The organism is Streptomyces sp. NBRC 110611 (assembly GCF_001590865.1).
Lineage (GTDB): Bacteria > Actinomycetota > Actinomycetes > Streptomycetales > Streptomycetaceae > Streptomyces.
Genome location: NZ_BBUY01000001.1, coordinates 200,056 through 220,765, shown reverse-complemented (window position 1 = coordinate 220,765; position 20,710 = coordinate 200,056). Strand labels below are relative to the sequence as shown.

The following is a 20,710-nucleotide window of genomic DNA, read 5'->3' as shown; positions in this document are numbered from 1 at the left end:
ACGAGAAACACCCGCGGCGGGACGGCCGACAACGTGGGAATCAGGCCAAGCGCAGCGAACAGGTGAGGAATGATTCGACCGCCGCGCACCACTCCTCGGGCTGCTCCCAGGGGAGCAGATGGCCCGCGTCGGGGATTTCGGCGTAGGCGCCGCGCGGCAGGACGCGGACCATCTCCTGCGCCTCGGCGCGGCCCAGTTCGGCATCGAGGCCCCGGATGACCAGGGCCGGGCAGGTCACCTGGGCGAGCTCTTCCCAATGGGCGTCATGAACCCAGGTCTCGCGGGCGGTGAGCATCTGCCGGCGGGAGAAGACCGGGCGCCAGCCGTCGGCGCGTTCGGCCATCACCTCGGCGAAGAACTCCCCGCGGGCCGGCCGGGGCCGCTCCAGCGCCGGGTCGTCCTCGCCGAACCACTTGCGGACATCCGCGAGGGTGGCGAAGGGCACCGGCCAGGATCGGAACCACTCGGTCCATTCGCGCTGCGAGGCCGCGCCCAGCGCGGAGGCTCGCATATCGCAGATGACCAGCGCACTGACCAGATCCGGGCGCCGGGCCGCCAGCTGCCACGCCGTCAGGGCTCCCATGGCGTGCCCGACGAGAGCGACCGGGGCGAGGCCGAGCTGCTCGACGGCGGCTATGGCGTCCTCGACGTACGCCTCGCGGTCGTACGGCCCGTCCGCGGGCTTCTCGCTGCGGCCGTGGCCGCGCTGGTCCAGGGCGACCGGGCGGTGACGGGGACTCAGCCGACGGGCGGTGTCCGCCCAGTGCGCGGCGCGCCCCATCAGGCCGTGGAGCAGCAGCACACCCGGCCGCTGCTCGCCCCCTTCCAGCCCGCCGCCGGTCTTGGGCGGATCAGTGAATTCCCAGGCAGCGAGTCGCACGCCGCCGGCCCCTGTCACATCGATGCGCCGCACCATATGTCCTGGCACCCCCAATCGTCCCACGAGCACACCCACACTATCGAACCTCTATTCGAACGCACCGTTCTGGCACGCAACACCCCTCGTTCGAGTGACCTCGCTCAGGGATTGACCACGCTCACCACGGGGAGACATCTGCCGGGAGGCGGGCCCTACCGGGAAGGGGGCCTGTGGGGGAAGACCCTGAGAGCTCGGGGCTCCGGGTCTGGGGCGGGGGACATGGGGAGGCAGGGCCCCGGCTGCTCGCAGCGCCGGGGCCCTGAGTGTCACCACGGTCCGTGGACGCATCCGAGCCCCCTCCCTGGCAAGGACAGGCCGACGCATGGCCATGCGTCAGCGTGTCACGAGACCGGCCGTACCGCACGGATTCGCACAAGTCCGTTCAACGGGCAAGCACGTGCCGGGCCCGCCCAGCGGCGCGTCGGCGCAGCTCAGCGGGCCCCGGGGAAGCGCTACGGCAGCGCGCGGAAAGGGCGCATGCGCGAACGCGCCAAAGGGCCGCGCCCGGTAGCCCCATGAGAAGGGACTACCACCGGCGGGCCGGGCAGTGGTCAGCGCTTGGCGACGAACACATGCGAGGCGATCTCGGAGTCCAGCTCGGCGGCCTCGCCACTGCTGCCGACCAGCACCCCACCCGGCGACTCCGTCACGCTCACCACGGCGCCCGGCTGCACACCGGCCCGCCGCAGCGTGTACATCAGCTGGGCGTCCGCCTGGATCGGCTCGCCGATGCGGCGCACCACGGCCGTCTTGCCGTCCGCGCCGGCGTCCAGCTCCATCAGGCTGACCATGCCGGCATCCAGGAACGGGTCGACCTCGGACTTCTCGCCCAGCTCCGCGAGCCCCGGAATGGGGTTGCCGTACGGCGACTCCGTGGGGTGCCGCAGCAGCTCAAGGACGCGGCGCTCGACCGCCTCGCTCATCACATGCTCCCAGCGGCACGCCTCGGCGTGCACCTGCTCCCATTCGAGCCCGATGACGTCGACGAGCAGGCACTCGGCGAGGCGGTGCTTGCGCATCACCCGCGTGGCCAGTCGCCGGCCTTCCTCCGTCAGCTCCAGATGACGGTCGCCGGCGACCGTCAGGAGCCCGTCTCGTTCCATGCGCGCGACCGTCTGGCTCACCGTCGGGCCGCTCTGTTCGAGCCGCTCCGCAATGCGCGCGCGCATGGGCACCACACCCTCCTCTTCCAGCTCGAGGATGGTGCGGAGATACATCTCCGTGGTGTCGATCAGTCCGGACATGCGTGCTGCCCCTCGATTGTGGTGCGGTGGCCCTCCATCAATTCTGACGCATTCCACTGACAACGGGTGCCCCTCTCCCGAGTACCGCGTCCCCGACGGCCGGATCGGTGGACATCCGACGGCCGTATTGACAGCGCAGTGGTCCAGACCGCAACGTGATCCGCGCCACTGAGCAGACGCGACGACATCCGACGTGATCCGACGAGAGGGGCCCGCGGCCATGGCTGACAGCGACCGGAGCGACCGGCTGGCCGGGACGTACTTCGACGCCGCGATCGACCTGCTGCGCCAGGTCCGCGACGAGGAGGGCGACCGGATCACCGCGGCCGGCCGGCTGATCGCGGACACCGTCGCGGCTGGCGGCCGGGTCTTCTCCTTCGGTGCCGGGCACTCCTCCCTCCCCGCCCAGGACACCGTCTACCGCGCCGGCGGCCTGGCGGTCATGAACCTGCTCTCCGTCCCGGGCGTGGTCGGCGTCGACGTACGGCCCGCGACGCTCGGCAGCGCGCTGGAGCGCGTGGACGGGCTGGCCGCCGCCGTGCTGGACACCAGCCCGCTGCGGACCGGCGACGTACTGGTGATCATCTCGCTGTCCGGGCGCAACGCGCTGCCCGTCGAGATGGCGATGACCGCCCGGGCCCTCGGCATCAAGGTCATCGGCGTCACCTCGGTCGCGTACGCGGACGCCGCCGGGTCCCGGCACGCCTCGGGCAGCTACCTCAAGGACCACTGCGATCTCGTCCTGGACAGCCGGATCCCGGTCGGCGACGCGGAGCTGACGCTGCCGGGCATCGGCGCGCCGTTCGGCCCCGCCTCCACGGTCATCACCAGCGCGATCATGCAGGCGGTGGTGGCGACGGCGGCCGGCACGCTCGCCGAGCGGGGCATCGAACCGCCGCTGCTGCGCTCCGGCAACGTCGACGGCGGGCACGACTGGAACGCCGAGGTGATGCGCGAGTACGCGGACCGGATCTTCTACCGCACGTGACGCCGCACCACGTGACACCGAACCCCGTGACACCGCACCGCGCGCCCCCCATCGGCCCGAAAGCCGGAACAGCCGTCAGCCCGGCGCCTGGCCGCGCCGCCCGGCCGGCGCCGCGCCCGCGAGATCCAGGGCCGCGGCGATCCGGGCCGCGACCTCCTCCGCGTAGTCCGCGTCCGCGCGGTCGAAGGGCCGGCGCGCCGGCGACCGCAGGAAGGTCAGCACACCGAGCGTCCGGCCGCGGCTGCGCAGCACCACACACAGGCCGTGCACGGTTCCGTCCGGCCAGTTACGGGCCGCCGCCCAGCCCTCGGCCGGGGCGAGCCCGGCGCTGCTGCGCACCGGACCGCGCCGCCGGTACGCCTGGAAGGCCGGATGGCCCGGCGCGTACGGCACGGGGAGGCCGGTCGCCGCGAACGCCTCGGAGGGGCCGGGCACGCCGACCGGTGAGGCCAGCTTCCGTACCAGGCCGCAGCCCGTCACCCCCGTACCGGCAGCGCCGGAGCTCTCCCCCTCGACCGCCCCGCACCCGTCGTCGTCCCCCTCGCCGTACGCGTCACCGTACGCATCGCCGTGCGCGTCGCCGTGCGTGCCGTCCCCCGCGATCGCCCCGTACGGCGCCGACGCGGACTTCGCCGCCAGGTCGACCAGACCGTGGTCGGCGAAGCCCGCCAGGGCGAAGTCCAGATGAACGGCGGCGGCCTCGGCCGGATCCGGGCACTCCGCGGCCGCCCGGCCGGCACGGTGGAGCTGATGTGCCCGGAAGCGCACCAGGGCGCCCTCCCGCTCGGCGCGCTTGGCCTCCGTGACGTCCTGGAAGAGCCAGGCGACGCCCAGCGGCACCGGCTCCTCCGCGAGCGGCGAGGCCAGCCGGACGAATCCGCTGCGCCAGCACCGGCGCGACGGCCCGGCCTCCTCGGAGCGCAGCGTCACCCACAGCTCGGCGGCGGCCGGCGGCGCGCCCCCGGCGAGGACGTGCTGCAGTACGCACTCCAGCTCCTCGGCCCCCTCCGCCAGCAGATCTCCCAGCGGACAGCCCAGCAGGGCGGTACGGCCCACGCCCAGGGTGTGGGCGGCACGGGCGTTGACGAGGGCGGGGCGCAGGTCCACGTCGACCAGGACCACGCCCCAGGAGGCGTCCTCGAAGAGCGCCTCGCTGAGCGCGACCGACCGCTCCAGGTCCAGCTGGGTGTGCACCTCGCTGAAGGCGCAGTACACGCCCGCGACGCGGCCTCCGGGGGCGCGGACGGCGGAGGACTGGGTGCGGACGAGCACCCGGTGGCCGTCCTTGGTCAGCAGGGCGAACTCGTGGACCTGGCGGCCCGGGGAGCGCATCGCGGCCGCGAGCGCCGCCTCGATGCCGTGGGCGTCCTCCTTCCGGACGGCCCAGCCGGTCAGCCCCGTACGGCCGACGGCCTCGGCGGGGGTCCAGCCCAGGATGCGCTCGGCCTCGTGGTTCCAGTGGGTGACCGTGCCGTCCGCGGCGAAGGCCATCAGGGCGGCGTCCATACCGTCCAGGAGAGCGGCGAGGAGTCCGGAGTCGTCGGCCTCGTCGCCGGTGCGGCGGGCCGGTGCCGAAGAGCCGGACAGTCCGGAAGAAGGCGACGAAGCAGTCACAGGCACTCCTCACGAACGCGGCCGTACGTGCTCCACCCGGGCCACATTCAACTGGAACGTGACCCACCCCACACCCGATTCGCGGAAATCGTTGCTCCCGGAGTCCCGGAGCTCCCGGAAAAATTCGGTTGTGCGGCACCGGACGGCTTTTCTAACGTGTGGCGCACACGAGAAGGGAGGTGGTTCGGCCGATGATTTCGCACCGGACATGTGAGGTGGCTGCGGGCTAGCGGCCCGTCGCTCACCGAAGTGCAGCGCCGGACCAGCGCATACTGCAGATGCGCAGCCGGCCAATCCCACGCAGTCACCCGACCCGCGGGCTGCCGGTTCGTCCGACCGGCCCTTCGCGCCACCGAGCGCGGAGGAACCAGCCCGCGGGTCGTCTGCGTGCGGGGCGCCTGCGTCTCCGCGGCCCCGCCGCCGCCCGTCCCCTGCCCCTCAGGGCGCCAGCCGCTCCACCCTCCAGGTCACCGCTCCGCCCTCGGCCTCGCGCGCTCCCTCAGTCGCTCCCCCGGCCTTGCCCTCGCCCTCACTCCCGGCCTCGCTGCCGCTCCGGCGGACGTACCGCAGCCGGTCGTGCAGACGGTTCAGCCGCCCCTGCCAGAACTCGACCGTCTCGGCGGTGACCCGGTAACCGCCCCAGTGCGGCGGCGCCGGCACCTGCTCGCCCTCCGGGTAACGGGCCGCCAATTCCTGGTAGGCGCGCTCCAGTTCCTCGCGCGACGACAGGGGCGCCGACTGCTCACTGGCCCAGGCGCCCAGCTGGGACCCGTGCGGACGGGTACGGAAGTACGCCGCGGTCTCGTCCCGCCCGATGCGCTCCGCGGTGCCGGTCACCACGACCTGGCGGGAGAGCGGATGCCAGGGGAACACCAGGGAGATATGAGGGTTTTCGGCCAGCTCACGGCCCTTGCGGCTGTGGTAGTTGGTGAAGAACACGAAACCGCGGTCGTCGAACCCCTTCAGGAGCACGGTCCGCGCGCTCGGCCGCCCGGCGGCGTCCGCCGTCGAGACGACCATGGCGTTCGGCTCGTGCAGACCGGCCACCGTGGCGTCCTTGAACCAGCGCGCGAACTGGTCGTACGGGCTGGCCGCGAGGTCGGACTCGGCGAGTCCCTCGGCGCGGTAGTGCGCGCGCATGGTGGAGGGATCAGGGGTCTCGGCATGGGGCGCGTCGGCTGGGTGCACGGCCTCATCTTGCAACATCACCACCGGCCCGGTCAGCCGGGTTGGCGCAAAAGCCTGCCCCCCGTCGACCTGGTGTAACCCTCCCGTCGGCAAATCGACCGGTGTGCCGGATGTCACGCTTCCCCGCAGGTGGAGGGACCCGCCAGAATCATGGCCGACCCACTGTGGTGTCCTGACAGGGACAGGTACCGTGTGCCGTCCGGTCCGCGGCCCGAGTACCGCGGTGCACAGCGCCGCACCGCACCACCACATCCGCCGCCCGCGGCCCGACCCACCGCGAGCACGGCCCATCGCGTGACCCATGCCCTGGCGGGGCATCACCGGGGTGACCGGCACGGACCGCGAGCTGCCCGGCGCAGCCGCGTAACCGCGTCGGCACCGCACACCACTCGACCGCACGGCGGCCGGTCACGGACCCGCTGCCGTCCCCATTCTGAGGAGCCGCCTGATGTCCGACTTCGTACCCGGACTCGAGGGAATCGTCGCGTTCGAGACGGAGATCGCCGAACCGGATAAGGAAGGCGGCGCGCTCCGCTACCGCGGGGTCGACATCGAAGATCTCGTCGGGCACGTGTCCTTCGGGAACGTCTGGGGACTGCTGGTCGATGGAGCGTTCAACCCCGGCCTGCCGCCCGCCGAGCCGTTCCCCATCCCCGTCCACTCCGGCGACATCCGCGTCGACGTCCAGTCCGCGCTCGCCATGCTCGCCCCCGTATGGGGCCTGAAACCGCTGCTGGACATCGACGAGGAGACCGCCCGCGACAACCTCGCCCGGGCCGCCGTCATGGCGCTGTCGTACGTCGCCCAGTCGGCACGCGGACAGGGCCTGCCGATGGTCCCGCAGAAGGAGATCGACAAGGCCGGGACCGTCGTCGAGCGCTTCATGAAGCGCTGGCGCGGCGAGCCCGACCCCAAGCACGTCAAGGCCGTCGACGCGTACTGGACCTCGGCCGCCGAGCACGGCATGAACGCCTCCACCTTCACGGCCCGCGTCATCGCCTCCACGGGCGCCGACGTCGCCGCCGCGCTCTCCGGCGCGGTGGGCGCCATGTCCGGCCCCCTGCACGGCGGCGCGCCGTCCCGCGTCCTCGGCATGATCGAGGAGATCGAGCGCACCGGCGACGCCGCCGCCTACGTCCGCAAGGCGCTGGACCAGGGCGAGCGGCTGATGGGCTTCGGCCACCGCGTCTACCGGGCCGAGGACCCGCGGGCACGGGTGCTGCGCCGCACCGCCAAGGAGCTGGCCGCCCCGCGCTTCGAGGTCGCCGAGGCCCTGGAGAAGGCTGCGCTGGAGGAGCTGCACAACCGCCGCCCGGACCGCGTACTCGCCACCAACGTCGAATTCTGGGCGGCCATCGTCCTGGACTTCGCGGAGGTCCCGGCACACATGTTCACCTCCATGTTCACCTGCGCCCGCACGGCCGGCTGGAGCGCCCACATTCTGGAGCAGAAGCGCACGGGCCGCCTGGTCCGCCCGTCCGCCCGCTACGTGGGCCCGGCAGCACGCAGCCCCCACGAGATCGACGGCTACGACTCCCTCACCGGCAGCTGACCGCCGGCTCACCGCTTGCGCCTGACCGCCGCGCCCGCCGTGAGCCGGGCGCGGCGGTCAGGCGAAAGCTACAGACCAGGCACCGCGCTTGAGGCGTGTGGTGCCGTCCGGGTCAATCCGGACGTGCGCGCCGTATACCGGTAGCCCGCCCTCGGCATTGAGCCTGTGCCGGATGCGCTCCAGTTCGTCCCACAGGCGGCGGGGTCCACCCTGATGCACGGTGGGCGGGTCGATCCAGCGTCCCTCCGCGCGGGCCCAAGATCCGTCGGCGTGCACCATCCATGCCGTGCGCCGCCGGTCCTCTCCTTCCGCATAGCGGTGTTCGATCCCGGGCGTGGTGAGAGAGAGCATCGACCAGACGTCCCAGGCTTCGCGCACGTCGAGGACCGGGTAACGGCCGGTGGTGATGCGCTCGCCCTCGGCGTCGTGGATCGCTTCGAACTGCGCGGAGAGGCTGTTGGGGTAGTCGTCACCGGCACGGGTGCGCATGAAACCGGCGCGGTCCCACTCCACCCGGCCCGTGGCGCCGCCGTCGGGAGTCTTGTCCGCTGTGACGATCAATCCCGTGTCCGCGAGGGTGGTCTCGATTCGAGCCGGCCGCCGGCTTTCTCCACGAGGACGGGGTCCACGTCGATGCTCGTCACACGCTTGTCGCACAGACGCCGGCAGGCGAGCGCGGTGCCATATCCGGAGCCGGTGGTCACCAACACATCCGACTCATCGCTGATCACCGCGTGCCGGTACATGGTGACGACCAGACCCGGCAGGGTGCTGGAGGAGGTGGGGAGTCCGGCAACGGTCTCGGTGCCGGGGTCGGCGTCGTCGGCGTGCAGAGGCCCCACGCGCGTGACGAGCGTGCGGTTGCCGTAGGCCGCGCGCATCCACGCTTGGGGTTCGGCCGGTCCGTCCCGCAGCGTCCATAGGCCGCTGTGGCTCACCCACCAGCGCGGCACAAACACATGTCGAGGGGTAGCGGCCAGCGGTCCGTACCAGTGCGATTCGGGCCGGACGGTATCAGCCGCCAGGCGACAGGCGTGCCTCTCCCAATCCATGACGGGCACCTCCTCAGAAAGCGGGGTCGCAGGCTTCGGTCTCCGCCGGCGCGCAGTCTGCACTGTCGTTGTCGGGGTTGCAGGCCGTCACGATGCCCGGAGAGGGCTGGCACGAGTCCTCGCGTGGCGTGCACGAGTCCGGCACACAGCCGCCACTGCGACGAGGGATGACGGCCATACGGTCAGCCCACTCAGGTCCGGTGAGGACCTCGGCCAGGCTGTGAGTCCGGACGGTTCCGGCCGTCAGCCATCGGGACATCACGCACGGGGTCACGATGCCGTCCGGATTGATTGCGGCCCGGTCGCCACCGCACCGGCCGCACAGCTCGGCGATGTTCGCCTTCGTGCGGGCATAGGAGCCGCGCCCGCCGGTGATCCGCTCATGCTCGGCCGCGTCGTTGCTGTAGTACGAGGTGGCCAGGGACACTCCGGGCCGGTTGAAGGCCTGCCACATCGACGGGCGTACATGCACGAGGTTGCTGAAAACTTCTACACGCATGCCGAGGCTCAGTGCGCGGTCGATGAGCTGCGGGAGGTGAGGGTGCAGGGTGGGTTCGCCGCCGATGTACTGGACCATGGCCACGCCAAGCCCGGCTGCCTGGTCCAGGAGCGCGAACCAGTCCTCGCGGCGCATGGTGCCGTGGCTGCCGTGCGGACCGGACTTGGCGTAGCAGTGTGAGGTGCAGGTGTTCTGACACTGGCCGGTGATCTCCAGTGCCAGAGAACGGATTTGGCCGGTGGGGCGCGTGTCCGTCACGGTCACGGTCTCGGGTTCCTTTCGTCGATTCCGAGCGTGCCCCGTGCGCCCCTCCCCGGGAAAGGGCGCACGGGTTGCGGGCCCGGCCGCCCGCGCCGCGCCCCTCGCTGCCGCCGCTCCCGATGTTCCTCAGGCGTGAGGACGTACGGGCGGACCAAGGCCGAGTCCTCCCCACGCAGCGGCCCCGCATGCCTGACAGGAACGCGGGGAAACGCCAGCATCGGCGCGTCCCCGCACCTCGCGGCAGGTGGTGAGCTCGCCGACCGGTGGCGTCCCGCGGCCGGGAATAACCGAAGCAACAGCGCTTCGACAGGACGGGCGATACGGTTCCGCATGTTGACGATCCTCTACAGCGGTGGCCACGCCCCTGGGCGTTCGCCTCTCCACAACGTCGCGGGGGTCTTCCACTCAGCTATCGTGGAGATTCCGGTGCTCACGCGGGAGTTGACCGGACTTGACGACGCAGAGGGCATCAGTCAACGCCTAGAGGTTTACTGTGAGTGACTTCGCGGATCTCACTCGCCGCGCCCTGCGGGACAGCGGCTACTCCATGAGCGCTGCTGCCCGCGCAGTCAGCTACGACCTTGCGTACCTCTCCCGCGTCCTGAACGGGAAGCAGAAGCCATCGGCCAAGCTGGCGAGAGCCCTCGACACGCTCGTCGGAGCCGGCGGCGCCCTCTCCGGAGTCGTACTGAACCCCGATGACGCCTCGCGGGTTGCCCGTACCGCCGCCAAACCGTCCCGTTTGGACTCGGGCACCGTGAAAGCTCTGGCGAGTGTGCTGACCGCCTACCGACGCCTCGACGACGTGGTGAAGCCTGAGTCGGTTCTCCCTGCAACGCTTGCCCAGATGAACGAACTCACCTCCATACTCAAGGAAGCCCGGGGACCGCATCGGAACCAACTAGCGGAGGTCGCATCGGAGTTCGTTCAGTTCGGCGGATGGATGCTGGCGCAGGTGCGTGATGATGCCCAGGCCGTGCATCTCCGGGGAGACGCACTGGAGCTGGCCGACGAGATCGGAAACGGCATGCTCGCTGCGCAGGCGCTGAACTTCAAGGGGTACATCGCCCGTCAGCAGGGCCACCCCCAGGGTATCGCCCGGTGGTTCACAGCAGCGGCGGACACTCCAGGCGCTCACCCCGCGCAGCGGCTGGGCGACATCCTCCAGGCCGCGGCCGGGTGGGCCGAGCTGGGCGAGACCGACCACGCGCTCCGCATGGTCGAGAATGCGGAACGACTGACAGACGTGGCCGCCCGTGTGCCACCGCCGGACACCGCCTACTGGCTAACGCCGGAGTTCAATCGCCTGAACTTGGGGCTGGCCACCTTGGCGCTGGGGCGCTACGACCAGGCAGCCGACCATCTCACTGCCGGGCTGGCGGGGCTGCCGGAGGATCTTCAGAACGCCCCGTGGGGCTGGGAGCACCGGGAAGCTCTGCGACAGGCCGTAGAGGCACGCTGAACATGTAGCCATGACGCTATTCGCCGCCGCCGTCAAGGGCGGATGGCTCCGCGTCTGAACGCTCCGCCAGCCCGACCGCGCGGCCCCAACATCGCCCGGTGGGGGCCGTGATCGTGCTGACGCACAGGAAGGCTAGAAAGTGGCACGCACCGAGTACTACGACGATCCCGGCGCGCCCGAGCCGAACAGTCTCGTCGTCGCTGCCTCGGCGGTCGTGACCGACGGCGGAGGGCGAATTCTGCTGCAACGCCGCCGGGACAGTGGCCTCTGGGCGCTGCCGGGCGGCGGGATGGAGATGACCGACTCGCTGCCGGGGACAGCCGTGCGGGAGGTCAAGGAAGAGACCGGCTACGACGTGGAGATCACGGGGCTGGTCGGCACGTACACCGACCCGCGCCACATCATCGCGTACAGCGACGGGGAGGTGAGACGGCAGTTCAATGTGTGCTTCCGGGCGCGCATCGTCGGCGGCTCGCCGGCGGTCTCTGACGAGAGCACTGAGGTCCGGTTTGTGGAGCCCGGTGAACTGAGCGAACCGGGCGCGCTTCCCATGCATCACACCCAGCGGCTACGGATCCAGCACTTTCTGGAAGATCGGCCGACTCCCTATCTGGGATGACTCCCTATCTGGGGTGACGCCTATCTGGGGTAGCGGTAGGGGAAAGCCCGTCAGTGCAGGGACGTGTGGATGATGTGTGACCACTGGTCGATGACGTGTTTGCGGCGGGTGGAGTCGTCGGTGAGGAGGTTGGCGAGGCCCAGGCCGCGAGCCATGTCGAGGAGGCCCTGGATGGTCTCCCGTATGCCGGGGGTGGATTCGTCCGCGTCCAGGAGGGCCACCGCGGTGCGGTGCACCTCGCGCCCTACACGGGCTTCCAGGGCGGTGACGCGCGCGCGGAGCTGCTGCTCGTCGGCGGCCGCCACCCACAGATGCAGCGCGGCGCGGAACAGCGGCCCCGTGTAGAGGCCGACCAGTTCGTCGACGATGAGCCGGGTGCGGGCGAAGGAGCTGGTGGGTGGCAGGTCGGCGGCGAGCGCCGTCAGCGCCTCCTTGCGCTTCTCCGCGACGTGTTCGACGGCCGCGGTGAACAGGTCCTCGCGGGTGCGGAAGTGGTGCTGGGCGGCGCCCCGGGAGACGCCCGCCCGTTCGGCGACCACCAAGACCGTACTGCCGCTCCAGCCGCGTTCCGCGAGGCAGGCGACGGCGGCCTCCAGCAGCTTGTGGCGGGTGGCGCGGCTGCGTTCCTGCTGGGGCGGTCCGGCACCGCGTACCGGGGTCAGACCTCCCATGCCGGGGCCCGTCGCGCCAGGAAGGCGGTCATGCCCTCGCGGGCCTCGGCGGAGGCGAAGAGCCGCGCGGACTGGGCGGCGAGCGCGTCCGTGTCGCGGTCGAAGGCGCGCAGTACGTGGGCGGTGAGCAGCTTCTTCGACTCGGCCAGGCCCTGTGGCGAGCCCTTGCGCAGGCCCTCCAGGACGGGGGCGAGGGCGGTGTCGATGTCGGCGGCGGAGGAGTCGGAGGCGGAGTCGGCAGGGGAGGCTGAGTCGGCGGCGGAGTCGGATGTGGAGTCGGCAGCGGAGTCGGAGGCGTCTGCGGCCAGTGTGATCAGGCCGATTCTGGCGGCCTCGGTGGGGCCGAACTGCTCGCCGGTGAGGTAGTAGCGGCCGGCGGCACGCGGGTCCAGCCGGGGCAGCAGCGGCAGGGAGATGACGGCGGGCGCCAGGCCGAGCCGGGCCTCGGTGAAGGCGAAGGTGGCCGCCGGCCCGGCCGCGGCGATGTCGCAGGCGCCGAGCAGTCCCAGTCCCCCTGCCCGTACGTGGCCGGTGACCCGGGCGACGACGGGCCGGGGCAGTTCGACGAGGGCGCGCAGGAGGCGGGCCAGACGCAAGGGGCCTTCCCCGGCGGGGCCGGAGATCGCCTCGGTCAGGTCCGCCCCGGCGCAGAAGGTGTTGCCCGTGTGGGTGAGGACGATGGCGCGGGTCCCGTCGTCGGCCGCGGCGTCCGTGAGCGCCTGGTGCAGCTCGGCCGTCAGCCGGGCGGAGAGCGCGTTGCGGTTGTGCGGGGAGTCCAGGGTGAGGGTGGTGATGCCGCGCTCGTGGGAGCGCAGCACCAGGGGTGGCGGCACAGGTGCGTTGGCCATGGATCGGTGGGGTTCCTTTCGCTCGGCGTCGGCTCGTTATGCGTCCTTCATCGGCCCGGGACGCGTCTTCGTCGGGCCTGTACGCGTCCTCGTCGGCCCGGTACGCGCCCCTCGTCGGCTCAGTAGGACTTCGGCAGGCCCAGTGACTGGTGCGAGACGTAGTTGAGGATCATTTCGCGGCTGACCGGGGCGATCCTGGCCACCCGGGAGGCCGTGATGAGCGAGGCGAGGCCGTACTCCTGGGTGAGGCCGTTGCCGCCGAGCGTGTGAACGGACTGGTCGACGGCGCGGACCGCGGCCTCGGCGGCCGCGTACTTGGCCATGTTGGCGGCCTCCCCCGCGGCGATGTCGTCGCCCGCGTCGTAGAGGCGTGCCGCCTTCTGCGTCATCAACCGCGCCAGTTCCAGCTCGATATGGGTCTGGGCGAGGGGGTGGGCGATGGCCTGGTGGGCGCCGATGGGTTCCTTCCATACCTGGCGGGTTCGGGCGTAGTCGACGGCCCGGGCGAGGGCGTAGCGGCCCATCCCGAGGGCGAAGGCCGCGGTCATGATGCGTTCGGGGTTCAGGCCGGCGAAGAGCTGGAGCAGGCCTGCGTTCTCGTCGCCGACGAGGGCGTCGGCGGGCAGCCGCACCTCGTCCAGGACCAGCTCGAACTGCTTCTCTGCGGCGGCGAGTTCCATCGGGATGGGGCTGCGGCTGAAGCCGGGGGTGTCGCGCGGGACGATGAACAGGCACGGCTTGAGGCGGCCCGTGCGGGCGTCCTCCGTACGGCCCACGATCAGCGTGGCATCGGCGATGTCGACGCCCGATATGAACACCTTGCGGCCGGTGAGCAGCCAGTCCGTGCCGTCGCGGCGCGCTGTGGTGGTGATGCGGTGCGCGTTGGAGCCGGCGTCGGGTTCCGTGATGCCGAAGGCCATGGTGCGGCTGCCGTCGGCGAGGCCGGGCAGCCAGGCCCGCTGCTGCGCCTCGGTGCCGAAGCGGGCGAGGACGGTACCGCAGATGGCGGGGGAGACGACCATCATGAGGAGGGGGCTGCCGGCCGCGCCCAGCTCCTCCAGGACGATGGCGAGTTCGGCGATGCCGCCGCCTCCGCCGCCGTACTCCTCCGGCAGGTTGACGCCGAGGTAGCCGAGGGCGGCGGCCTCGGCCCAGAGCTCGTCGGGGTGCCGCCCCGCGCGGACCACTGCGGTCAGGTAGTCGCGGCCGTAGCGCTTGCCGAGCGCGGCGACGGCGGCGCGCAGTGCCCGGTGTTCTTCGGTTTCCAGGACGGTGCTCATGTCTCCTCCTCCGGTACGGCCTGTACGACGGCGAGCAGGGCGCCGACCTCGACCTGGCGGCCGGGGGCGGCGTGCAGAGCGGTGAGCGTGCCGGAGGCCGGGGCGGTGACCCGGTGTTCCATCTTCATGGCCTCCAGCCACAGGAGGGGTTGTCCGGCCGCCACCCGCGCCCCTTCGGCCAGCCCGTCGGCGATACGGACGACCGTGCCGGGCATGGGGGCGAGCAGGGATCCGGGCGCGTGCTGCGCGGCCGGCTCGGGGAAGCGGGGCAGGGCGGTCAGGGCGGTGCCGTTCACGTACACCCGGTCGTCGCCGTACCGCGCCACGTCGAACCGCCGCCGCACACCGTCCGCCTCGAGGACGACCGCCCCGGGTTCGGCGCGTACGACACGTACGGCGCGCACGACACGTGCGGCGTCGGCCGTACGCGCCCTGTCGGTCGTACGTACCCCGTCGGCCACCAGGCCGTTCCTGGTGTGGCGGTAGTGGACCTCGTACTCGATGCCGTCGGGTTCGGTGCGGTAGCGCTTCGTCTGCGGCTGCGACGGCACGTTGCGGAAGCCGCCGAAGCGTGAGCGGCCGTGCGCGTCGGCGAGAGCGGCGGCGAGTGGCGCGTACGGATCGGGGGCGGGCGCGGTGAGGGCGTCCAGATGCCGCTCGTAGAAGCCGGTGTCCATACGGGCCTCGGCGAATTCGGGGTGCCGCAGGGACCGGACGAGGAGGTCCCGGTTGGTGACCGGTCCGTGGACGGTGGCCCGCTCCAGGGCGCCGGCGAGCCTGCGCACCGCCTCCGCCCGCGTGGGGGCGTGGGCGACGACCTTGGCGAGCAGCGCGTCGTAGTGCACGCCGACCGCGTCGCCGTCGGCGTAGCCGCTGTCGAGGCGCACCGCCCCGGGGACGGCGAGGCGGTGCAGCGGGCCGGTCTGCGGGGCCCAGTCGGCGGCCGGGTCCTCCGCGTAGAGGCGGGCCTCCACCGCGTGACCGTGCGCGCGGGGCGGGCCGCCGCCGTCCAGCGGGCCGCCCTCGGCGATCCGTATCTGGAGGGCGACGAGGTCGATGCCGAACACGGCCTCGGTGACGGGGTGCTCGACCTGAAGGCGGGCATTCATCTCCAGGAAGTGGGCCCGGCCGTCGGCGACCAGGAATTCGACGGTACCGGCGCCGCGGTAGCCGCCGGCCCGGACGGCACGCTCGGCCAACTCGTGGAGCCTGGTGTCCAGTTCGGGCGTCAGGTCGGGCGCGGGCGCCTCCTCGATGACTTTCTGGTGGCGCCGCTGGAGCGAGCAGTCCCGGGTGCCCAGTGTCCACACGGTGCCGTGCGCGTCGGCGAGAACCTGCACCTCGACATGGCGGCCGCCCTCGATGTACGGCTCCAGGAACACCTCGCCGTCCCCGAAGGCGCTCCGCGCCTCGGCTCGCGCGACGGCCAACGCCTCGTCCAATTCGGCGAGTTCGCGGACGACGCGCATACCGCGGCCGCCGCCGCCCGCCGCGGCCTTCACGAGGACGGGCAGGTCGTCGGCGGTGACGGACGTCAGCGGGGCGATGCCCAGGAGTTCCTTGGCGCGGGTCTTGGAGGCCATCGCCGCCATCGCCTCGGGCGGCGGCCCGATCCAGGTCAGCCCGGCGTCGATGACCGCACGCGCGAAGTCCGCGTTCTCGGAGAGGAACCCGTAGCCGGGGTGGACGGCGTCGGCGCCCGCGTCCAGGGCCGCCTTCACGATGAGGTCGCCGCGCAGGTAGGTCGCGGCGGGCGTCTCCCCGGCGAGCCGCACGGAGGCGTCGGCCAGGCGGGTGTGGCGGGCCTCGGCGTCGGCGTCCGAGTGCACGGCGACCGTGCGGATGCCCAGGTCACGGCAGGTACGGAAGATCCGGCAGGCGATCTCGCCCCGGTTGGCGACGAGCAGAGTAGTGATCAATGAAGGCCCCTCACTTCACATCCGGAAGACGCCGAAGCCGCCGCGCGCACCCTCGTAGGGCGCCGTGTGGATGGCCGACAGGCACAGGCCGAGGACGGTGCGGGTGTCGCGCGGATCGATGACGCCGTCGTCGTACAGCCGCCCGGACAGGAACATCGGCAGCGACTCCGACTCGATCTGCTGCTCCACCATGGCGCGCAGCGCCGCGTCCCCCTCCTCGTCGTACGGCTGCCCCTTCGCGGCCGCCGACTGCCGGGCGACGATCGAGAGCACCCCCGCGAGCTGCTGGGGGCCCATGACGGCCGACTTGGCGCTGGGCCAGGCGAAGAGGAAGCGGGGGTCGTAGGCGCGGCCGCACATGCCGTAGTGGCCGGCGCCGTACGAGGCCCCCGTGAGGACGGAGAGGTGGGGCACGCGGCTGTTGCTCACCGCGTTGATCATCATCGCGCCGTGCTTGATGATGCCGCCCTGCTCGTACCGGCTGCCCACCATGTAGCCGGTGGTGTTGTGCAGGAACAGCAGCGGAATATCGCGCTGGTTGGCGAGCTGGATGAACTGGGCGGCCTTCTGGGACTCCTCGCTGAAGAGGACCCCTTGGGCGTTGGCCAGCACGCCGACCGGATAGCCGTGGAGCGCCGCCCAGCCGGCGGTCAGGCTCGTCCCGTACATCGGCTTGAACTCGTCGAAGTCCGAGGCGTCGACGATCCGGGCGATGACCTCGCGCGGGTCGAAGGGGGTGCGCAGGTCGCCCGGCACGATCCCCAGCAGCTCGTCCGCGTCGTACGCGGGGGCCGCGGCGGGGGCGGGATCGCCGTACGCCTTGCGGTGGTTGAGGCGGGCGACCACGCGCCGTGCCTGGCGCAGCGCATCCGGTTCGTCCACCGCGAAGTGGTCCGCGAGGCCGGAGGTACGGGCGTGCATCTCGGCGCCGCCCAGCGACTCGTCGTCGCTCTCCTCGCCGGTCGCCATCTTCACCAGCGGCGGTCCGCCGAGGAAGACCTTCGCCCGCTCCTTGACCATGATCACGTGGTCGGACATACCGGGGACGTACGCGCCGCCGGCGGTGGAGTTGCCGAAGACCACGGCCACGGTCGGGATACCGGCCGCCGACAGCTGGGTGAGGTCCCTGAAGAGCGCACCGCCCGGGATGAAGATCTCCTTCTGGCCGGTCAGGTCCGCGCCGCCGGACTCGACGAGCGAGACCGCCGGGAGCCGGTTGGCGTGGGCGATCTCGTTGGCGCGCAGGGCCTTCTTCAGGGTCCAGGGGTTGGAGGCACCCCCGCGCACCGTCGGGTCGTTGGCGGTGATCAGGCACTCCACGCCCTCGATCACCCCGATACCGGTGACCAGCGACGCGCCGACCCGGTAGTCACTGCCCCAGCCCGCCAGGGGCGACAGCTCCAGGAACGGCGTGTCGGGGTCGACCAGCAGCTCGATCCGCTCCCGGGGCAGGAGCTTGCCGCGCTCACGGTGCCGGGCGACGTACTTCTCGCCGCCGCCCGCGACCGCCTTGGCGTGCTCGGCCTCGACCTCCGCCAGCTTGGCGAGCATCGCCGCCCGGCGTTCCGTGTACGCGGCGCTCGCCCGGTCGAGCGCCGTTCCGAGTACGGTCACCACAGCTCCTCAAGGTCACAGCAACTCCTCGGGTATGTCCGTGTGCCGCGCGCGCAGCCACTCCCCCACGGCCTTGGCCTGAGGATCGAACCGGGCCTGTGCGGCGGCGCCCTCGCCGAGCAGGCCGTCGACGACGAAATTGAGCGCACGCAGGTTCGGCAGTACGTGCCGGTCGACCGGTAACTCGGCGGTTTCGGGGAGGAGTTGACGGAACCGCTCGACCGTCAGCTCATGCACCAGCCACCGCCACTCCGCATCCGTACGGACCCACACCCCGACATTCGCCGAGCCGCCCTTGTCGCCACTGCGGGCCCCGACGAGGCGGCCGAGGGGCACCCGCCGGGTCCCCCGGCGGGTAGGCGGCGGCTCGGGGAGCGCCGGATCCGGCAGCCTCACCACCTCCCGCGTCGCCACGGGCCCTTCGACCGACACCCGGCCGCCATCCGGCAGTACGGCGGTGTGCGGCACATCGGCCGGGTCCACCGCCACCGACTCGAAGACCCCGTACGGAGTGCCCTTGCCGGGCGGCGCGGTGACGTGGAAGCCGGGGTAGCTGGCGAGCGCCAGCTCGATCGCGGCGCCGCTGACCGCCCGCCCCACGACCTCCCGGTCGGCGTCCCGCACCACCAACCGCAGCAGCGCACTCGCCTCCTCCTGAACGTCGGCGTCGGGCCGGTCGGTGCGGACCAGCGTCCAGCGCACCTCGGCGGGACGGCGCCCGGCGGCGGCGAAGGCCGCGTCCATCTGCGCCCGCACCAGCTCCGCCTTCGCCTCGACCGCCAGCCCGGTCAGGACGAAGGTGACCTCGTTGCGCCAGCCACCGAGCCGGGTCAGCCCGGCCTTGAGCGTGGGCGGTGGCGCCTCGCCCCGCACCCCGTCGATACGGACCCGGTCCGGGCCCTCCTGCCGCAGCCGTACGCTGTCCAGCCGCGCGGTCACATCCGGGCCGGGGTAGCGCGCACCGGCCGTCTCGTACAGGAGTTGGGCGGTGACCGTACCGACGTCGACCACTCCGCCCGCCCCCGGATGCTTGGTGATCACCGACGAGCCGTCCTCGGCGATCTCGGCGAGCGGGAAGCCGGGGCGGAACACGCCATGAGGGGCGCGGCCGGCACGGAAGTCGCGGGCGTCGAAGAAGGAGTAGTTGCCGCCGGTGGCCTGCGCACCGCATTCGAGGACATGACCGGCGATCACTGCCCCGGCCAGCCGGTCGAGGTCGTCGGGCCGCCAGCCGAAGTGCGCCTGGGCGGCGCCGCTGACCAGGGCGGCGTCGGTGACCCGTCCGGTGACCACCACGTCGGCACCGGCCCGCAGACACTCGGCGATCCCACCGCCGCCGAGATAGGCGTTGGCGGTCAGCACCCCGTCGGTCATCACGGCGTCGCCCAGCGCCCCGCCACCCCGGTCCCGGCCGGTCAGCAGATCGTCCCCCTCCACATGCGCCACCCGCACCGGGACCCCGACCTTCGCCGCCAACTCCCGCACCCTGTCGGCGAGTCCGGCTGGATTCAGCCCGCCCGCGTTGGTCACGATCCGTACGCCGCGCTCGACGGCCAGCCCGAGGCCGTCCTCCAACTGCCGCAGAAAGGTGGTGGCGTAGCCGCGCGCGGGGTCCTTCAGCCGGTCCTGGCCGAGGATCAGCATGGTCAGCTCGGCGAGGTAGTCGCCGGTGAGGATGTCGAGGGGGCCACCGGTGAGCATCTCGCGCAGTGCGTCGAAGCGGTCCCCATAGAAGCCGGAGGCATTACCTATCCGCAACGGCTCGCCGCCCCTACTCATGCCATGGCTCCCCCGGACCTGGGTGGCCGCCCCTTCCCCGGCGGTCCGGCGAAGACCTGGGCGATCCCCAGCCTCCGCTCCGCGTCCGCGCCCTCGGCCCGTAGCGACGGCAGGTCGTCGCGGTGCGCCCGCTGGGTCACCAGGAGACAGAAGTCCAGCGCGGTCCCGGTCACCCGCTGCCCGGCCCCGGCCGGGCCGTAGGCCCATACCGTCACCCCGTCCGGAGCCCGCAACTCCACCCTGAACTCCTCTGCGGGTGGGGTGAGTTGACGGTTCGCGTAGGAGAAATCGCGGGTCCGCGTCCCGAGCCGGGCGATATGCCGCAACCGTTCGGTGGGCAGCCGGGTGACGCCCAGCGCATCGGCGACGTCCTGGCCGTGCGCCCAGGTCTCCATCAGCCGGGCGGTGGCCATCGATGCGGCACTCATCGGCGGGCCGTACCACGGCAGCTTCCCACCCGCCCGCTCGCCCGCCCGCCCATTCGTCCGTTCGCCCGCTCGCGCTGCCGCCCGCTCGCCCGCCAGCCGTTCGGCGAGCACCCGGTGCAGCTCCTCGCGACCGGCCCGCCACTGGGCGAGCAGTTCGGCGGGCGGGGCCTTCGCTCCCGCCCCGGCGGCCTCGTCGACGAACGTGAGCGGCGAGGCCAGCACCTGCCGAGCGGCCCGCACGAACTCCTCCGGGTCGGTGGCGGCGAGCAGCGCCTGCCGGTCGGTCCAGGCGAGGTGGGCGACCTGATGGGCGACGGTCCACCCCTCGGCGGGTGTCGGCGTCACCCAGCATCCGGCCGGCAGGCCGGCTACCAGCGCGTCCAGCTCCTCGCTCTCCGCTCGAAGATCCGCCAGTACAGCGCTGGGTTCGAACGACACGCAGACTCCCCTCGTCGGCCCCATGCCCCTGACGGGCAGGGAAAGTTGACAGGTCCTGATGCGAGTTCTGGTGCAGGTTCGGATATGAGTTCTGGCGTGCGTGCGTTACGCGTCCCGAGGGTGGCAGCGCGGCAGGAAACAAGCAAGCACGCCTGCATGATTTTCCCGAGCCCGAACGAGCCCGAACGAGCCCGAACGAGTACGGACGGGCCCGAACGAGCCCGGACGGGCAGCGCAGACGGGCAGCGCAGACGGGCATGGGCGAACGTCCGCTCCCCCCATACACCCGCGCGAGCGCTGCCGCACGGCGACCAACGGCACCCCCAACCGACCTT

18 protein-coding genes are annotated in these 20,710 nt (G+C 72.1%); 4 read left to right on the top strand and 14 right to left on the bottom strand.

Going from position 1 to position 20,710, the window contains the following annotated elements:
• Nucleotides 1-40 precede the first annotated feature (40 nt).
• Together AZE13_RS01005 and AZE13_RS01000 are read right to left on the bottom strand one after the other, a co-directional pair.
• A complete protein-coding gene (locus AZE13_RS01005; protein ID WP_066925556.1) occupies nt 41-916 on the bottom strand; it encodes an alpha/beta fold hydrolase in 876 nt (291 codons plus the stop codon).
• A gap of 554 nt (nt 917-1,470) precedes the next feature.
• Entirely contained in the window at nt 1,471-2,163 is a 693-nt protein-coding gene (locus tag AZE13_RS01000; RefSeq protein ID WP_066925553.1) for a metal-dependent transcriptional regulator, read from the bottom strand.
• Between the two features lie 220 nt (nt 2,164-2,383).
• Here AZE13_RS01000 and AZE13_RS00995 point away from each other — a divergent pair, with 220 nt between their 5' ends.
• Nucleotides 2,384-3,151 (top strand): SIS domain-containing protein, encoded by a 768-nt coding sequence (locus AZE13_RS00995; RefSeq protein ID WP_066925550.1) that lies wholly within the window; start codon nt 2,384-2,386, stop codon nt 3,149-3,151.
• A gap of 75 nt (nt 3,152-3,226) precedes the next feature.
• On the opposite strand, the gene AZE13_RS00990 is transcribed toward AZE13_RS00995, so the two are convergent.
• Together AZE13_RS00990 and pdxH are read right to left on the bottom strand one after the other, a co-directional pair.
• Nucleotides 3,227-4,657: a PAS domain-containing protein gene (locus tag AZE13_RS00990; protein WP_398780098.1), complete on the bottom strand. Its 1,431-nt coding sequence runs from the start codon at nt 4,655-4,657 to the stop codon at nt 3,227-3,229.
• Between the two features lie 546 nt (nt 4,658-5,203).
• Nucleotides 5,204-5,971 carry a pyridoxamine 5'-phosphate oxidase gene (pdxH, locus tag AZE13_RS00985; RefSeq protein ID WP_258527562.1) on the bottom strand — a complete coding sequence of 256 codons (768 nt, stop codon included), beginning with the start codon at nt 5,969-5,971 and terminating at the stop codon, nt 5,204-5,206.
• Nucleotides 5,972-6,401: 430 nt separating this feature from the next.
• Between pdxH and AZE13_RS00980 the strand changes: the two genes are divergently transcribed.
• On the top strand, nt 6,402-7,505 hold the full coding sequence (locus AZE13_RS00980; protein WP_066925547.1) for a citrate synthase 2: 1,104 nt from the start codon (nt 6,402-6,404) through the stop codon (nt 7,503-7,505).
• Nucleotides 7,506-7,562: 57 nt separating this feature from the next.
• Here AZE13_RS00980 and AZE13_RS39560 read toward each other — a convergent pair whose 3' ends face one another.
• From AZE13_RS39560 to AZE13_RS00970, 3 genes are all read right to left on the bottom strand, one after another.
• Nucleotides 7,563-8,066, bottom strand: a complete 504-nt coding sequence (locus AZE13_RS39560; protein ID WP_411293916.1) for a hypothetical protein — start codon at nt 8,064-8,066, stop codon at nt 7,563-7,565.
• Nucleotides 8,063-8,464, bottom strand: a complete 402-nt coding sequence (locus tag AZE13_RS39555) for a hypothetical protein (RefSeq protein ID WP_411293915.1) — start codon at nt 8,462-8,464, stop codon at nt 8,063-8,065. Before AZE13_RS39555 ends, AZE13_RS39560 begins: the two co-directional genes overlap by 4 nt.
• Nucleotides 8,465-8,570: 106 nt before the next feature.
• Nucleotides 8,571-9,320, bottom strand: a complete 750-nt coding sequence (locus tag AZE13_RS00970) for a radical SAM protein (RefSeq protein ID WP_258527520.1) — start codon at nt 9,318-9,320, stop codon at nt 8,571-8,573.
• Between the two features lie 490 nt (nt 9,321-9,810).
• On the opposite strand from AZE13_RS00970, the gene AZE13_RS00965 reads away from it, so the two are divergent.
• The gene (locus AZE13_RS00965) at nt 9,811-10,779 is read left to right on the top strand and encodes a helix-turn-helix domain-containing protein (protein ID WP_079123571.1); all 969 of its coding nucleotides are present in this window, start codon (nt 9,811-9,813) and stop codon (nt 10,777-10,779) included.
• A gap of 139 nt (nt 10,780-10,918) precedes the next feature.
• On the top strand, nt 10,919-11,398 hold the full coding sequence (locus AZE13_RS00960) for an NUDIX hydrolase (protein WP_066925543.1): 480 nt from the start codon (nt 10,919-10,921) through the stop codon (nt 11,396-11,398).
• Nucleotides 11,399-11,448: 50 nt separating this feature from the next.
• Here AZE13_RS00960 and AZE13_RS00955 read toward each other — a convergent pair whose 3' ends face one another.
• From AZE13_RS00955 to AZE13_RS00925, 7 genes are all read right to left on the bottom strand, one after another.
• Nucleotides 11,449-12,069 carry a TetR/AcrR family transcriptional regulator gene (locus AZE13_RS00955; protein WP_066925540.1) on the bottom strand — a complete coding sequence of 207 codons (621 nt, stop codon included), beginning with the start codon at nt 12,067-12,069 and terminating at the stop codon, nt 11,449-11,451.
• Nucleotides 12,057-12,917, bottom strand: coding sequence for an enoyl-CoA hydratase-related protein (locus tag AZE13_RS00950; RefSeq protein ID WP_066925537.1), 861 nt, complete (start codon nt 12,915-12,917; stop codon nt 12,057-12,059). Before AZE13_RS00950 ends, AZE13_RS00955 begins: the two co-directional genes overlap by 13 nt.
• A gap of 119 nt (nt 12,918-13,036) precedes the next feature.
• A complete protein-coding gene (locus AZE13_RS00945) occupies nt 13,037-14,197 on the bottom strand; it encodes an acyl-CoA dehydrogenase family protein (RefSeq protein ID WP_066925534.1) in 1,161 nt (386 codons plus the stop codon).
• Nucleotides 14,194-16,116 (bottom strand): acetyl/propionyl/methylcrotonyl-CoA carboxylase subunit alpha, encoded by a 1,923-nt coding sequence (locus AZE13_RS00940; RefSeq protein ID WP_066925531.1) that lies wholly within the window; start codon nt 16,114-16,116, stop codon nt 14,194-14,196. Before AZE13_RS00940 ends, AZE13_RS00945 begins: the two co-directional genes overlap by 4 nt.
• Nucleotides 16,117-16,131: 15 nt before the next feature.
• Nucleotides 16,132-17,730, bottom strand: a complete 1,599-nt coding sequence (locus AZE13_RS00935) for an acyl-CoA carboxylase subunit beta (protein WP_066925528.1) — start codon at nt 17,728-17,730, stop codon at nt 16,132-16,134.
• 15 nt (nt 17,731-17,745) lie between these two features.
• Complete coding sequence (locus tag AZE13_RS00930; RefSeq protein WP_066925525.1) at nt 17,746-19,509, bottom strand: acyclic terpene utilization AtuA family protein; 1,764 nt, start codon at nt 19,507-19,509, stop codon at nt 17,746-17,748.
• The gene (locus tag AZE13_RS00925; protein ID WP_258527519.1) at nt 19,506-20,375 is read right to left on the bottom strand and encodes a maleylpyruvate isomerase family mycothiol-dependent enzyme; all 870 of its coding nucleotides are present in this window, start codon (nt 20,373-20,375) and stop codon (nt 19,506-19,508) included. The genes AZE13_RS00930 and AZE13_RS00925 overlap by 4 nt, the downstream gene beginning before the upstream one ends.
• Between the last annotated feature and the right edge of the window lie 335 nt (nt 20,376-20,710).